Here is a 15,402-nt window from a genome sequence, read left to right on the forward strand (position 1 = left end):
ATGTTCGTTCTAACCATTCTGTTCACACTGTCGTGCGACTCGATGATTTCGATACATTTCATTTCTTCTGTGTAGTTTTCAGTGTGCAATGAGGGTTATTCCCTCAAAACTAGACAATGCAACAGCCGGATGACCGACCAGAGTCATGGACTCGCGTCCATTTACTCCTTAGAAAGGAGGTGATCCAGCCGCACCTTCCGATACGGCTACCTTGTTACGACTTCACCCCAGTCATCGCCCCCACCTTAGACGGCTGCCTCCTTGCGGTTAGCCTGCCGGCTTCGGGTGTGAATGACTTCCGTGGTGTGACGGGCGGTGTGTACAAGGCCCGGGAACGTATTCACCGCAGTATGCTGACCTGCGATTACTAGCGATTCCAACTTCATGCAGGCGGGTTGCAGCCTGCAATCCGAACTGGGAGATGGTTTATGGGGTTCGCTTGGCCTCACGGCTTCGCTGCTCTCTGTCCATCCCATTGTAGTACGTGTGTAGCCCAGGACATAAGGGGCATGATGACTTGACGTCATCCCCGCCTTCCTCCGCGTTGTCCGCGGCAGTCTCCTTTGAGTTCCCACCATTACGTGCTGGCAACAAAGGATAGGGGTTGCGCTCGTTGCGGGACTTAACCCAACATCTCACGACACGAGCTGACGACAGCCATGCACCACCTGTTTTCGTGTCTCCGAAGAGAGGGGACTATCTCTAGCCCTTTCACTCAATGTCAAGCCCTGGTAAGGTTCTTCGCGTTGCGTCGAATTAAACCACATACTCCACCGCTTGTGCGGGCCCCCGTCAATTCCTTTGAGTTTCAGCCTTGCGGCCGTACTCCCCAGGCGGAATGCTTATTGCGTTAACTCCGGCACAGGAGGGGTCGATACCTCCTACACCTAGCATTCATCGTTTACGGCGTGGACTACCAGGGTATCTAATCCTGTTCGCTCCCCACGCTTTCGAGCCTCAGCGTCAGTTACAGTCCAGAAAGCCGCCTTCGCCACTGGTGTTCCTCCTAATATCTACGCATTTCACCGCTACACTAGGAATTCCGCTTTCCTCTCCTGCACTCAAGAAAGATAGTTTCCATCCCCTCACGGGGTTGAGCCCCGCACTTTTAAGATAGACTTACCTTCCCGCCTGCGCTCCCTTTACGCCCAATAATTCCGGACAACGCTCGCCACCTACGTATTACCGCGGCTGCTGGCACGTAGTTAGCCGTGGCTTCCTCGTCAGGTACCGTCATTGGAAATGGTTATTCACCATCTCCACATTCGTCCCCGACAACAGAGCTTTACGAGTCGAAACCCTTCTTCACTCACGCGGCGTTGCTCCGTCAGGCTTGCGCCCATTGCGGAAGATTCCCCACTGCTGCCTCCCGTAGGAGTCTGGACCGTGTCTCAGTTCCAATGTGGCCGTTCATCCTCTCAGACCGGCTACTGATCGTCGCCTTGGTAGGCCGTTACCCCACCAACTAGCTAATCAGACGCAGACCCATCGTAAAGCGATAGCTTACAAGTAGAGGCCACCTTTAGTAGGATCCCCATGCGGAAACTCTACAACATTCGGTATTAGCAGTCCTTTCGAACTGTTGTCCCCATCTTTACGGCAGGTTGTCTACGCGTTACTCACCCGTTTGCCACTCGACTCTCAAAAGCAAGCTTTCAATCGTCTCGTTCGACTTGCATGTGTTAAGCACGCCGCCAGCGTTCGTCCTGAGCCAGGATCAAACTCTCCATAAAATTATGAAGAACCTTGATTGGCTCTAATTATCTTTTGGTCTAACCTTCAAAAAATGAAGCTTAGTAAAGAAATTGCCGATTGCTTATGTTCATAATCAATCGATGTTTTTAAAAACATCTGGCTTGAATCACAAATGATTCATGTTGCATTGTTTAGTTTTCAAAGAACAACTTTGTCTTTTCAGAATCGTTTGTTTTTCGTTCCTTACGACATCTATTATTTTATCGCAGCCCGTTCAGTTTGTCAAGAGATTTTTAAAATTTCTTTTTTGTCTGAACTCGAAACTCTTCACTTTCAGATGCTTGCCATTCAAGGCTTCTCATCTGTCCGCTCCCGTGTCTCTCGCAGCGACTTGTATTATATTACACGCTTCGCCCCTGCTTGTCAACACCTTTTTTGAAAAATGATAAAAGAAGACGAGCAGCTGTGGGATGAACAGCTGCTCGTCTTCTTTGGGAAAGAATCATTTATCTTAGAGAGAAATGGAGGAAGTGGGATTCACTTCACGTCTTGTAGAGAAGCCCTTGGGGATATCGGCTTTCCCTATCGACAATTGCATTGTAACAGGGCAATCTGAAAAACACCTCAACTTATCTGAAAAATACCTGATTCTCTCAACTTTTTTGCCAGTCATTCCTTGACCTGGATGCTCTCGATGATCTTATCGGCGAGCTTTCCCTGATCGCTCTCATGCTCTTTCGGATAGGCGAAGGCGATGAACCAGTATTCCTCAGGCAGAGGAAGGAAGACGACCTTGATCACTTCATCCTCACCGCGCATCTTGCACTGGATCGTCGTGACACTCGCATCTTTTCCCGAGATCGTGATGTTTCGGGTATCGCGCGAGTTCTCGCTCGCTTTGGCATTCTGCTCAAAGGCTGTCAGATAGCCATTAAGCGCCTTCTGCTCGAACTGAGCCTTGCTTGCCGCATCGCTCTTCAGCTTATCGGCGTTCATGACGTACGTCGTGAACTGCATCAGGTGAAAGTCCATGCCCTTGGCCTGCGTGATGCGGCTGTCTGTGATGGACTTGACATAGTCGTTCGACTTCGCTGTCTCTTCCTTCGGCTGCTGCTCGAGCGTGAACGGCAGGTCCATCTGCAAGCTCGTCACGCCGCCCTTGACTTCCTGCGATGTCAGCTTTGCCTGACCGCAGCCGAGCAGCAGTGCAGTCATGGCAACGACTAACAGGCTCACGGCAATGATTTTCTTCATGCTATTCCTCTTTTCTTCAATCGACTGATACAGATTGATGCTTTTGATGCCAAGGATATTATAGCATGATTACGGCAGTCCGAGACAGCCCCACCGACAAAAGTGCTGCCGAGTGCTAAAAAGTGCTAAATGCGCGTTACCTCATCAGGTAGTCCTCGAAGTTCTGTGCCTTGCGATAATCGTAGACGACACCGTATTGGAGCCAACTGTCGATCGAGGCGATGACGATGTTCATGATGGTATGGGCACTCAGGGCGAAGTTGCTGATCTCGCAGATCTTGATGGCCTCGCCCGTCCGGACGTGCTCGAACATGATGGTGATCTCATAGGCACTGCAGGTCAAAAGGTAGAGGTTGCCCGTGCTCTTCTCCTTCAAGGACATGTAGTGCGCGTCCTCTCCATCGCGCGGCACAAAACCGAACTGCTGGAAGCGCTCGATGAGCTGCGGCTCCGTCTCGCGGTGGAACTTTGCATTGACGGCATCACGTTTGGCTTCAAGCTCGGTGAATAATGGAAAACTGATCATAAAGCATCCTCCTCGCATATACACGGCGTGAACTGGATTGAGCTACTGCATCATGTGGAGATAATGAAAAAGACACGCAGGGAGCATAGCCGCTTCGTTGCGTGTCTTTATATTTTGCATTATATCACAGGCGAGCGATATCATCAAGACAGTATACAGCATATTGCCTGGATCCTTCGTCATTGGTCCGCTTTATCGGATGCGGCATCCATCCGTTCATCGGGAACGAGGATCACATAGAAGATGCGCCCGTAGAAATCGCTCTGGACGAGGCGGCCGCGATCGATGACCCAGCGCACTCTGCCATGCTTCGTGACGATGCGGTAGTTTACGGCATCGTTGGCCTTCTCCCGCTTGTTCAGGTTGCAGGCGTAGACCTGCTGCCAGATGCTCGTGTCCACCTGCTCATAGTCATCAGGATGGACGATGCCGCGGAATCTGCGCTTCGTGTAAGCGAGGAGGTCATCGAGATCGTCACACTCGAACAGGGAGATGAGTTCCTGATTGGCAAAGAGGATTTCCTCGCTCTCTGCATCGTAGATCAGGATGGAAGCTGGCAGATTGAAGACGACATCGCGCAGCGAGAAGCCCATCTGCACGCGGCGCGTCGCCGCCATGCCCTGTGCATAACGGCAGCAGCCGTTCTTGCCGCGCAGCTTGACCATATAGAGGGCCGTATCGGCATCGCGCAGCACGTCGAGCGGGGACTTACCATCTGCCTGATTGGCGGCATAGACAGCATATCCCATCGAGATGGTGTACTGATAGACCATCTGCTTGTAGTTGAACTCCTTCTTGAGGCTGACAAAGTCGCGCACCATGCGCTCAGCCGCTGGTATGGTGCGCGTCGGCAGCACGATGATGAATTCATCACCACCGTTGCGGGCTAAGACGGCTTCGCGCGGAAAGAATACGCGCATGATAACAGCGAGGTGACGCAGCGCTTTATCGCCGATCCTGTGGCCGAAGATATCGTTGATGAGCTTGAAGTCATCGATGTCAAGCTGCACAAAGATTGCCTGATCCATCTTATCCTGATTGAGTCTCTCCTGGATCACAGACTCGAGGCCGTGGCGGTTGAGCAGCCCCGTGAGCTGATCTGTCATGGCCAGACGGCGCAGACGTTTCTCCCTATCGCGCATGTAGAGCAGAACGTATGTCAGCACCGTCAGCATGATCAAGGTCAGGAAGCCGAGAGTGACAGCCGTGCTCAGGGGGCCCATGACCTGCCAGCCGTCTTTCGGGGCGACCTGCATGTGCCACTGGCAGCCGCCGTAAGAAAAGGTGTAGCTGACGGGGTCAGTCGGCGGTACATCAGACTCCAATATGGTCACATAACCATCATGGCTGACCCCCGTCTTCTCGAGTCGATAGGCCAAGCCAGATTGATCCAGATTGGCAACTGTCTTGGCGAAGATGTCCGGCACCTTGACGAGGACATTTGCAAATCCCCACAATGATTCCTTGTCACCCGCCGTATGCAGGAATACTGGATTTACGATAGCCATGACCATCCCGCCGCCTGTCGTCTCTATCGGCCCTATCACGGCAAAAGCATGCGCCTGCAGGCTGTACTGCATTGCTAGCTTGCGCTTGGGTTCAGCAAAGATATCGTACCCAAGTGCACTGCTCCGCGAATCAGGATAAACAGCCGCAACCACGCCATTCGGCGCGAGCAGGATACTGTCAAGGGGGATATCTGTACGGCTAGCGACAATCTCCATCACATGTCCGAGGCCCTCTGCCGATTGATTCTGGCTGTTGCCGATGGTCAGTGCCAGCGCCTTGACGATAGACTCTCCCTCCGAGAAGTCCTGCTGGAGTTCATCGGCAAAAACGACAGCGTCGAGGCGGCAATGCTCGCGCAGGGACAAGATGCGCTTTGTGTAGAGATCCTGCAGCATGACCCCCCAGCACAGGAGTCCAATCAGGAATACGCAGGCCGTGATGATGATGTTCTTGGACTGCTGCCTGCTCTCACTTAGCTTCATGCATCGTTCCTCCCTTTGTCCCGGATGATGATTCTTCTGCTGGCATCTAGCGCTGCCCGTCCTCCTGCACAGAAACGATCCGCGTCTCCAGCGCAAATCCCTATCCAGCCTCTTTGACGTCATTTGCACTGTCGGACCAGCCAGATAACACGATTTGTTCTTGCATTCATTATAAGTGTATATATACGACAAGAGCGGGGCTCTATCCTTCTAGAGGCCCGCTCTTTTTCGCAAATCCGGCTCAATGCTCTCCCATGCTGCGTACATCACCAGGGCTGCGGTGTCATCGGTGTGATGACGCCGAAGGTATAACCCTTCGCCTTGAGGATGCGGATGATCTCTGGCAGTGCCTTGACGGTCTCCTCATGGCCCTCGGAGCAGTGCATGAGGATGATGGCCGCATGCGCTGCCACCGGCTTGTCGGTCTGACTGTCGATGTTGTCGATGAAGTCCTGCGCGACCGGATGGTTCGGCGCTGCATCGGCCGAGCTGACGTTCCAGTCATGCTCGACGTAACCGCTCGCCTTGAGCGCCGGATCGTATGCCTTCGTGAAGTGACCAATAACGCCGCCCGGCGCACGCAGGATCAGAGGGCGAACACCGAGGATGCCGTGGATGATCTCGTCGGTGCGTTCCATCTCAGAGAGGAATGTCTCCGGCGAGACGTAGAGTTTCTTGTAATCGTGATCGTAGCTGTGATTGCCGATGGCATGGTGCTCTGCATAGATGCGCTGCAGGACATCGGGATGGAGCTCTGCATGCTGGCCCGTCACATAGAAGGTCGCCTGGACGCCGTTCTCCTTGAGGATGTCGAGGATGGCAGGCGTGTTCTTCTCGTCGGGGCCGTCGTCAAACGTCAGGTAGACGACCTTGCCCTCTTTATACGGCGTGAGATCTGGCATGGTCGTCGTCAAGCCTTTCGCACGGCGCTCCGAGAGCGTGTACTTGTCGTAGACAGGTATCGTCGGGTCCGTCAGCTGCAGGTTCGAGAAAGCATCGTCAACAATGACGCAGGAGGATCCTGCACGGGATGATGACTCAGCAACATCTGCAGAAGAAGATGATTCCGGGCTCTCCGCCTGCTGCCGGCCGCAGCCCGCGAGCAGCGATATGCTCGCCAGCAAGACGATGCTCCCCAGCATCAGCCGCCTGACAAGACCGGTTGCCCCGCCAATCCTGTCCATGGTTTTTTCCTTTCTCATCTGCGCTCTGCTCTCCATGATCCTCATGCTCTTTCACCCTCCTTTCCTGCTGGATTTCCGGATGCCTCTTTCACGGCTGCATCTTCCGCTTCTTCCTTTTCCCTTTGCACAGGCTGAACGTTTCCACTGCCTGCTCCAGATACGCCATAAGAAGCCTCCATCTTGGCCATATACTTGGCCATGTACTTCTCCTGCAGGGACTCGATGCGCGCGGCATATTCGGCCTTGACCGCGAGCACGGCCGACTGGCGCTCATTCTCTGCCTTGAGGAGCAGCATGTGCTTCTCCTGTGTGTACTGTGCTTCAAGCGCGTCGGTGCGCGCCTTCATCTGCTGCTCTCTGTCATCGAGAGCTGCGCGGAGCTCTGCCACCTGCTTCTCGGCCTGCTCCTTCGCATGCTCTGCTGCCATGAGGCTGCGCTGCAGTCCATCCGCCTTTTCCTGGATTTCCTTTGCAGCCGCTGCCGCATCGCGGCAGGCCTCAACTTCCTGTTTCAGGGCCGCGAGCTGCTGGGCCTGCAAGGCATTGAGCCGCTCCTTATCGGCCAGTGAGTCTGCCTGCGCCTTGGCCGCGAGACGCGCCTCCTCCTTGACATGGCCAAGTTCCCGCGTGAGCTTCTCCAGCTCTTCGCGCAGCGTCTTTGCCTGTCCCTGTTGCTCCTGGGCGCGCAACTCTGCCTCTTTTGCCCTCTTGGCGGCCATCTCGGCACGCGTCTTCTCGGCCGCGAGGTCCTGCTGCTGCGCCGCGAATTTCTTGGTGAATTCCTGGCGGATGCGCTCTTCCGCATCCGCATTGACCGTCAGCGCATATGTGAACGCCTCTGAGACGCGGTTGAGCAGGCTCTGGAACTCCTTGACTTCCATGCCGCGCTCCGGCAGCGCTCCGATGGCTTTCTGCTGCATGTAGAGATTGGCGAGCGTCTGGAAGGTCCCATCCCAGGTCAGGTTGAGCTCCTCACAGATTTTCTGGAGCTTCTCGCTCGTCTCCGGCTCCATCTTATATGTCTTGACATTTGCCATACAATCACCCCGCAAGATTTATCTGCCCCTCTAGTATATCGCTTTCGCGCAGAATCTGCAAAGAGACCTGCCGCAGTGCAGCAGGTCTCTTCCGTCTCGATATAAAAGCAGGGCTCAGTCCCAGCCGAGCTTCTGGCGCTGTGCCTCGATGTCTGCGACGATCTCCTTGCCGAGAGCGATCGGGTCGACATTGACGTGCATGACAGAGCCGAGCAGCTCTCTCGTATCACGCTTGAGGAAATTCTCCACATTCGTCGAGCCCTGGACAGGCGGCTCGACACAGTGGTAGGAGTCGACGCCGAACAGGCGGAACGCCAGCGAAGCATCCAGTCCCTTTTCATTCGACCACTCCGGGCTCGAGAAGGCGTATGGCATATCCTTGATTGCCTTGCCCGCAACGGCTGCAATACCGCCGAAGATGGCAGACGAACGCGTGTTGTCGACGCATTCGCCAACATGCCAGACAGGAGGCAGATCGTATTCCTTGAGGAAGGCCTTCAGCGAGGCGCCGGCCTCCTCTGCCCCGTCCTTGCTGCAGAGTCCCATCTTGAGCAGCGGGAACGAGGCGCAGCCATTCGTCAGGATCAGGATATTGTTCTGGATCAGCGTGCGCGCGACATCGAGCGTAGCGCGCTCGTAGACGACGCGCGGATTCGAGCAGCCGACGATGTTGCAGATGCCGCGGATGCGGCCGTCCTTGAGCGCTTCGTAGAGGCCCTTGAAGCCATCGAACTGCTCGGCGACGTTCTCCGCCGTGAAGCCAACCTCAGCCGTGACCTCGTACTTCGGGATGTGCACGGGGATGTCGCGGCGCTCCGCGAAGCTCTCGATGGCGCGTGTGACAATCTTGCGCGCAATCTTCTCGGTATCCTCGACGTTCGAATGATGATGGTCGTAGGCATAGTGCTCCGCGCCCGGCAGGCGGGCATTCTCCGACGTCGTGACGACAGTCGTCTTGAAGCAGCGGGCCACATCCATGATGGCCGGGTAGACATCCTGGACGTCGGCGCACCAGAGGTCAAGTGCACCCGTGCCGAGCACGAGCTCAGCGCCGACAGCATTCGAGAGTGGGATGACGCCCTCGTAGCGGTACATGGCCGCAAGGCAGGAGCAGCAGACGCCGTAGAACTGGATGCCCTCTGCGCCATGCGCCTTGGCAAGCTCGATCATCTCCGGCGTGCGGCCGACGCGGACAATCTCGCTGACGAGTGTAGGCAGATGGCCGTGCACGGCGATGTTGACCCAGCCCTCCTTGAGCGCGCCGATGTTGACCTTCGAGGTCGCGCGGTGGCCATTGCCGAAGAGCACATCCGTGCCGATGTTCGCCGCGACGACACCCGTGAAGCAGAATGCAAGGCCGCAACGCAGGAATTCCTGCATGAGACTCTCCCAGTCACCGTCCGTGCCGACAGCCGTGCGGTGATAGGCGTCAAAGACCTCGTTGTAGGCGCTGATGGGGATGATGTCGAGCTTGTCCCAGACATCCTGGCGCTCTTTCGGCGCCATCGCGCGGATGGTCTTGTAGTCATCAGGAACAGCGCGGCTCAGGTCCTCGAGCAGGATGTCGGCGAGCTCGCCCGTGAGCTCGCGGGCCGACTTCCCTTCCGTCTCGAGGCCGAATGCCTTCGATACCGTGCGGAGCTTCTTCTCGCCGAGGATTGGCAGCTTGAGGCGCCCCTCTGCGACGAACTTCATCGAGAGCAGGAGCTCGCGGGCATGTGCGCCGTGCTGGGCGACGCCTGCGGCCGCACTGCGCAGCAGGTTGCGGGCCACGATGACATCGGCATCCGCACCGCAGACGCCGCGCGGACTCTTCTTCGTGATTTTGCAAGGCCCCATGTTGCAGTTCTTGCAGCAGACGCCGGCAAGGCCGAACGTACACTGCGGCTTCTGCTGGTCGAAGCGATCGAAGATTGTCTCGTGGCCGAGCTGCCCGAGGTACTTGATCATCTCGCGCACAGCCGGGTCCGGTGTCTGCTCGAGGACATCCTCTTTCGAGGCAAACGTCTTGCGATAGGCGGCGACAGCCGTCATGTAGTCGTTGACGCCGATCTCGTGATGCTCGCCCGGCGCATGGACGTGCGTGCGCCAGTCCGGATGCTCACCCGGTTTCAGCGGGCTTTCCTCGTGGTGATGGTGATGACCGTGCTCATGGTCATGATCATGCTCGTGATGATGCGTGTGTTTCTCTTCCGCCATAATACCCTCCTGTATCCTGCTCTCCAGATTAATATCAGTAAAACATATATAAATGGTATATTTTCTTATTTCCTATCATACTGGCTCCTCGCGCTTTTGTCAAGCTGTGGCATGGAAACGCGCGGCCGCACTGGTGATGCCGAAGCGCTGCAATACGAGCGCGATGATGAAGTTCAGCACGAAACAGCCTGCAAAGAAGAGCAGCGGGACGGTGTAGCCGCCCGTCTGGACGCGCAGCCACGAGACGAGCATCGGGCCGACGATGCCCGCTGCTGCCCAGGCCGTCAGCATGCGGCCGTGCACAGCGCCCAGGAGGCGCGTGCCGAAAAGGTCCGTCAGGTAGGCCGGCATGACGGAGAAACCGCCGCCCGAGCAGCTCGTAATCAGGAAGATCATCGCCTGGAACAGGAAGGCGTCACGCGTGTTGCCGAGCTGCCAGAAGGCGATGATCTCCATGAGGAAGAACAGCGCGTACATGCGGCCGCGGCCGATGTAATCCGAGACCGTCGACCAGATGAAGCGGCCGCCCCCATTGAAGAGACCGATGAGTCCGACCATCGCCGCCGCAGTGCCCGGCTCCATACCGATGACATCCTGCGCCATCGGTGCCGCAAGGGCAAAGAGCGCGATGCCGCAGGCGATGTTGACGAAGAAGACCCACCAGAGCGAGGCAAACTGCCATGTCTTGAGCGCATCAGCAGCCGTCGGCCCCGTCTCGACCAGTGTCTTCGCGTGCGTGCAGGCCATGCTGTCCGCAGGCGGCTTGAGGTAAAGCGAGGCCGCCAGCATGATGGCCACGTAGAGCGCACCCATGATCAGGAAGTTCTCAGCGATGCCGAAGGTCGCCGTGACCTGCTGCATCGTCGGCCCGGCGAACAGTGTCGCAAAGCCAAAGCCCATGATGGCCAGTCCCGTCGCCAGGCCGCGATTGTGTGGGAAGTAGCAGATGAGCGTCGACACAGGCGCCATATAGCCGATGCCGATGCCCACGCCGCCGAGCACGCCGTAGAAGAGATAGACGAGCGGCAGGGTGTGCCAGGAAATCGCCAGATACGTGCCGAACATCGCCAGAGCGAAGAACGCCGTTGAAAGAAGGCCGCTCTTCTTCGGCCCGATCTTCTCGACAAAATTGCCGAGGAAGCACGTCGTGATGCCGAGGAAGAGGATGGCCGTCGAGAAGACGCCCGTCGTCTCCGAGAGCGTGATGCCCATCTCCGCCATGATGGGACGCGTCAAGACGCTCCAGGCATAGACGCTGCCGATTGAGATGTGGATGCCGATAGCCGCCAACGCGATGAGCCAGCGATTTCGCATAAAAACTCCTCCTGTTCCTTCTCTTTGCTTTTCTGCACACTTCATTCTCTGTTTAGTTGTAAAACATATTAATTATATATGTTTTAACTCACGCTTCTATCATAGCAAATGTAAACATATCATGTCAATAGGTTTACAGGTAAAAAAATACCGCTCCTCATCGGAGCAGTATGAATGTCCATTCCATATGGATGGCCCATGAATACACTTGATTGTCAATGGAGCGAGATATGGTGCAATCAGGCCTGCGACTCAGCGGCAGCCGATTCTTTCTCCTCTGCCGCCTCAATCTTGGCTTCACCGCGGAAGTAGAGGCCGATGGCGAGGAAGCAGAAGAGGTTGACAATGAAGGAGAACTGCATCGAGCCCGTGACATCCGAGACAAAACCCTGGATGGCCGGCACGAAGGCGCCGCCGACGATTGACATGACAACGATGGCACCAGCTGTCTCCGTATACTTCTTCTCGACGGCTTCGAGCGTCTTGGCATAGATCGTCGCCCAGCACGGTCCGAAGAGCAGGCTGACCGAGACAGCAGCCCAGAGCGCTGTCATATCCGGTACAAACGAGGTGTAGAGCAGGACGAGGCAGCCGATGATGGAGTAGACCACGAGGACCTTGTTGGCCGAGAAGCGCGTCATGAGGAAGTTCGCGATGAACTTGCCGACAAAGAAGCAGATGAAGCTGTAGACCATGAAGTCAGCGGCCATGCGCTCATTGAAGCTCGGATTGAGATGGAGTGCAAGGCGAATCGTGAAGGACCAGACGGCAACCTGCATGCCGACGTAGAGGAACTGTGCGACGATGCCCTTCTTGAAGCGGCTATTCTTCGCGAGGTACGAGAGCGTCTCGCCCATGCCCGGCACCTTCTCGGCAGCCGACTTGACCTTGCATTTCGGGAATTTCGTGATGGCGAACAGCGCGAAGACGGCGAGCAGGATGTAAATCATGACGTGGTACGGCTCCAGCGTGTGCTGCAGCATCTCCATCTTGAAGGCAGCGGCCTGGACGGCATCCATCGAGGCGAGCTGCGAATGCATGCTCTCACCTTCCTGGAAGATCAGGTACTTGCCGAGCAGAATGCCGCTGACCGCGCCGATTGGCTGGAACGTCTGGCTGATGTTGAGGCGCAGCGTCGCGTTCTTCTCCGGTCCGAGCATCGTGCTGTAGGTGTTGGCCGACGTCTCGAGGAAGCCGAGGCCGATGGCGATGGCGAAGATCGCAACGAGGAACATCGTGTACGTCGCCATGTGCGAAGCCGGGAAGAACAGGCAGCAGCCGGCGATATAGAAGCCGAGGCCCGTGAGGATGGCCGTCTTATAGGTCGTCTTGCGGATGACGATGGAAGCCGGGATGGAGATCAGGAAGTACCCGCTGTAGAAGGCGCTCTGCACAAGGGCACTCGCGAAGTCGCTGAGCGCGAAGACGCTCTTGAACTGCGTGATCAGGACATCGTTGAGGCTCGCGGCCGCCGCCCAAAGCGGGAAGAGACACGAGAGCAGGATAAACTGGAAAATCGGTGTCTTGCTGATATAACCGTTGTCATACTGGATGATTTCTTGTTTTTCCATGAAAAATTTCCTCCTGAACCGATTGGGATGCAGACGTCAAGCGTCAAGGAATGCGGCAAACTCTTTGGCATCGGCGTACGAATCCTGCGTGCCCTTGCGCGTGACGCTGAGCGCCGCGTAGCGGGAAGCGCGCTGCATCGAGCCGAGCACATCCTCGGTCCGCGCATACGTATCGACGAAGCAGCCGATGAAGGCATCGCCCGCGCCCGTACTGTCGACCGCATCGACCTTGAGCGACGGCACGAGCTGCGTTTCCTCTGACGTGACGAGCAGCGAGCCGCGGCTGCCCATCGTGACGATGACATTCGTCAGGCCGCGCTCGACGAGGCTCTCTGCCGCCTCGCGGACCTGCTCAACCGTATCGACCGGCTTGTCGACGAGGATGGAGAGCTCCGTCTCATTCGGCACGAAGAAATCGCACTGGCAGGCCATGTCGAGCGAGAGATCGCGGCTGGCCGGTGCCGGATTCAGCAGGACCTTGATGCCGTGTGCCTTGGCAAAGCGGATGGCCGCATAGACCGTCTCGAGCGGGACCTCGAGCTGCAGGACGAAGAGGCCGCACGTCGAGAGTTCATCGCCAGCCGCCTCGATGTCTGCGGGACTGAGTTTCTCGTTGGCTCCCGGATTGATGAGGATGCGATTCTGGCCCGTGGCATCGACGACAATCGTCGCGATACCGTTCGACGTTCCCTCTGCCGTCTTGACGAGGCTCATGTCGATATGATGATCCTGGAAATTCCTGCGTGACTGCTCGCCGAACATGTCATCGCCGACCGCGGTCATCATCACGACATCTGCGCCGAGCTTGGCCGCGGCGATGGCCTGGTTGGCCCCCTTGCCGCCGCTGGCAATGTGGAAGCCGCTGACGCGGCGCGTCTCGCCGGCCTGCGGCATCTCATCTGTGTACGAGACGATGTCCATCATCGTCGACCCAATCACTGCAATCTTCATGGAAAAATCCTCCTATACTCTATATCGCATCACTCGGCGCGCGGCCGGGCGACACTCCCTCTTTCGATCAGCTTGTTGTAAACCTGGATGCGCATCTTCGCCTGTCCCGGTTCGCGGATGAGTTCGAGCAGGCGGCGCACAGCCGCCTGTCCGAGCTCTTTCTTGTAGACATGAATGGTCGTGAGCCCCGGCGCGCAGACCTCACTGAACGCGATGTCATCAAACCCGATGATGGAGATATCCTCCGGCACGCGGTACTTGTGGTTCTGCAGGGCCTGCATGGCGCCGAGCGCGATCATGTCGTTGTCGGCAAACAGAGCCGTCGGCATCTCCCGCCCCTCGTCGAGAAGATGGCCAAACGCCTCGTAGGCGCCCGTGATCGAGACCGGCATCTCGAACTGGAACGAATCGGCAATCGGCAGATCCTGCTCAAGCAGCGCCCGGCGGTAACCGTTGGCACGGCAGGTGAAATTTCGCGTGCGGACACTGCCGTAGAGGTAGCCGATCTTCGTGTGGCCCTGCGCGATGAGGTAGCGCACCGCTTCTGCCACGGCGTTCTCGTTCTCCATGAGCACGCACTGGAACGGCAGGTTCTCGAAGGCACAGTCGAGCAGCACAAGCGGCACCTGTGCCGTCAGGAACACCTTGGCGTCCTTCTCACTGAGCTCCGTACCGACCAGCAGGATGGCCGAGGATGTATCCCCCAACAGGTCCTCGACCTGCTGCTCGTAATCCGCCTCGCGGCGGTAAAGGTTCACGAGCTTTGTCTCATAGCCGTTGCGGCGGCTCTCGTTCTCGATACTCTCGATGAGATCCGAGAAGAACGGCGCGTCCGAAAAGACCTCGCCACTGTCGCGGTACGTCACGAGTCGGATGCTCTGGATGCGGCTCGCGGGCACATAGCCGTACTCTCTGGCCAACGCCAGGATCTGCTGTGCCGTCTCATGATTGACGCCGCGCTTGCCATTCAGGGCATTCGATACGGTCGCTGCCGAGAACCCCGACAGCTCACTCAGTTTCTTGATATTGATTTTCACGGTTCCAGCCTCCTTCTTTCTCCTATTCATTCTAAACGAAGCAGGCGGAACGCGCAACGACAGCGGGTAGCTTTGCTCAGAAGACGACACCGGCCCGCAGGATCACATTGGGATACGGCGAGAACTCCCCGGTCCGTATCGCGAATTTGGCCTTGGCCGACAATGCCTTGAGTTCGTCATGCGGCATGTACTCGGCCGGCACATCTTTTAGCTTCTGCTGCAGATAGGCATGAAGCTCTTCATTATTGGTCCGGATTTCGTCAGCCAGGTAATAGCCCTCGACCTCGGCCTCCGTGAGCACCGCATCGAGTACCTGACGGAATGTCGGCACACCAGCCGTCACAGCCAGGTCAATGATTTCGACACCTGGAGGAATCGGCATGCCTGCGTCACCGATCATGAACAGATCTTTGTGACCCAGCGCCGCAATGCAGCGCGAAAGCTCTGCATGAAGCACACCGCGTTTCTTCATCACAATCTCTCCTTTTCTCTATCGTTTGCGTTTCTTTTCGTTGACAAGGTCATTATACACCATGGAATAAAATAAATCAATAAAAATTTAGATATTATTTTACATGATTTTAGAGAAAACTATCTTATTTCGTTGTGAAATCGAGACTTTTCGCGGATTATAGCCTTTTTA

The 15,402-nt window shown here is 56.5% G+C and carries 11 protein-coding genes and 1 rRNA gene; all 12 read right to left on the reverse strand.

Features of this window, described 5'->3' with window-relative positions:
• Positions 1-172 precede the first annotated feature (172 nt).
• The 12 genes from QDI87_RS03025 to rbsD all read right to left on the reverse strand — a co-directional run bounded on the left by QDI87_RS03025 (position 173) and on the right by rbsD (position 15,231).
• Positions 173-1,733, reverse strand: a 16S ribosomal RNA gene (locus tag QDI87_RS03025).
• A gap of 631 nt (positions 1,734-2,364) precedes the next feature.
• The gene (locus tag QDI87_RS03030) at positions 2,365-2,949 is read right to left on the reverse strand and encodes a hypothetical protein (protein WP_278742192.1); all 585 of its coding nucleotides are present in this window, start codon (positions 2,947-2,949) and stop codon (positions 2,365-2,367) included.
• 136 nt (positions 2,950-3,085) lie between these two features.
• Positions 3,086-3,475 carry a hypothetical protein gene (locus QDI87_RS03035; protein ID WP_036376896.1) on the reverse strand — a complete coding sequence of 130 codons (390 nt, stop codon included), beginning with the start codon at positions 3,473-3,475 and terminating at the stop codon, positions 3,086-3,088.
• 179 nt (positions 3,476-3,654) lie between these two features.
• Positions 3,655-5,466, reverse strand: coding sequence for a sensor domain-containing diguanylate cyclase (locus QDI87_RS03040; RefSeq protein ID WP_278742193.1), 1,812 nt, complete (start codon positions 5,464-5,466; stop codon positions 3,655-3,657).
• Positions 5,467-5,732: 266 nt separating this feature from the next.
• A complete protein-coding gene (locus tag QDI87_RS03045; protein ID WP_278742194.1) occupies positions 5,733-6,668 on the reverse strand; it encodes a polysaccharide deacetylase family protein in 936 nt (311 codons plus the stop codon).
• 23 nt (positions 6,669-6,691) lie between these two features.
• Entirely contained in the window at positions 6,692-7,687 is a 996-nt protein-coding gene (locus QDI87_RS03050; protein ID WP_278742195.1) for a hypothetical protein, read from the reverse strand.
• A 114-nt stretch (positions 7,688-7,801) separates the two neighbouring features.
• Positions 7,802-9,886 (reverse strand): anaerobic carbon-monoxide dehydrogenase catalytic subunit, encoded by a 2,085-nt coding sequence (gene cooS / locus QDI87_RS03055; protein ID WP_278742196.1) that lies wholly within the window; start codon positions 9,884-9,886, stop codon positions 7,802-7,804.
• 99 nt (positions 9,887-9,985) lie between these two features.
• Positions 9,986-11,200: an L-lactate MFS transporter gene (locus QDI87_RS03060; RefSeq protein ID WP_255240396.1), complete on the reverse strand. Its 1,215-nt coding sequence runs from the start codon at positions 11,198-11,200 to the stop codon at positions 9,986-9,988.
• Positions 11,201-11,439: 239 nt separating this feature from the next.
• Positions 11,440-12,771: an L-fucose:H+ symporter permease gene (gene fucP, locus QDI87_RS03065; protein ID WP_036376908.1), complete on the reverse strand. Its 1,332-nt coding sequence runs from the start codon at positions 12,769-12,771 to the stop codon at positions 11,440-11,442.
• Positions 12,772-12,807: 36 nt separating this feature from the next.
• Positions 12,808-13,722: a ribokinase gene (gene rbsK, locus QDI87_RS03070; RefSeq protein ID WP_036376911.1), complete on the reverse strand. Its 915-nt coding sequence runs from the start codon at positions 13,720-13,722 to the stop codon at positions 12,808-12,810.
• A 29-nt stretch (positions 13,723-13,751) separates the two neighbouring features.
• A complete protein-coding gene (locus QDI87_RS03075) occupies positions 13,752-14,759 on the reverse strand; it encodes a LacI family DNA-binding transcriptional regulator (RefSeq protein WP_036376914.1) in 1,008 nt (335 codons plus the stop codon).
• 76 nt (positions 14,760-14,835) lie between these two features.
• Positions 14,836-15,231, reverse strand: coding sequence for a D-ribose pyranase (gene rbsD, locus QDI87_RS03080; RefSeq protein WP_036376917.1), 396 nt, complete (start codon positions 15,229-15,231; stop codon positions 14,836-14,838).
• Positions 15,232-15,402: the final 171 nt, after the last annotated feature.

It is taken from the genome of Mitsuokella jalaludinii, from assembly GCF_928722185.1.
GTDB classification, from domain to species: domain Bacteria; phylum Bacillota; class Negativicutes; order Selenomonadales; family Selenomonadaceae; genus Mitsuokella; species Mitsuokella jalaludinii.

Excerpts from the sequence above, each read along its gene's own strand:
- rbsK (WP_036376911.1), bottom strand. The coding sequence starts at position 13,722 with ATGAAGATTGCAGTGATTGGGTCGACGATGATGGACATCGTCTCGTAC.
- QDI87_RS03060 (WP_255240396.1), bottom strand. The coding sequence starts at position 11,200 with ATGCGAAATCGCTGGCTCATCGCGTTGGCGGCTATCGGCATCCACATC.
- QDI87_RS03030 (WP_278742192.1), bottom strand. The coding sequence starts at position 2,949 with ATGAAGAAAATCATTGCCGTGAGCCTGTTAGTCGTTGCCATGACTGCA.
- QDI87_RS03050 (WP_278742195.1), bottom strand. The coding sequence starts at position 7,687 with ATGGCAAATGTCAAGACATATAAGATGGAGCCGGAGACGAGCGAGAAG.
- cooS (WP_278742196.1), bottom strand. The coding sequence starts at position 9,886 with ATGGCGGAAGAGAAACACACGCATCATCACGAGCATGATCATGACCAT.
- rbsD (WP_036376917.1), bottom strand. The coding sequence starts at position 15,231 with ATGAAGAAACGCGGTGTGCTTCATGCAGAGCTTTCGCGCTGCATTGCG.
- QDI87_RS03045 (WP_278742194.1), bottom strand. The coding sequence starts at position 6,668 with ATGAGAAAGGAAAAAACCATGGACAGGATTGGCGGGGCAACCGGTCTT.
- QDI87_RS03035 (WP_036376896.1), bottom strand. The coding sequence starts at position 3,475 with ATGATCAGTTTTCCATTATTCACCGAGCTTGAAGCCAAACGTGATGCC.
- QDI87_RS03040 (WP_278742193.1), bottom strand. The coding sequence starts at position 5,466 with ATGAAGCTAAGTGAGAGCAGGCAGCAGTCCAAGAACATCATCATCACG.
- fucP (WP_036376908.1), bottom strand. The coding sequence starts at position 12,771 with ATGGAAAAACAAGAAATCATCCAGTATGACAACGGTTATATCAGCAAG.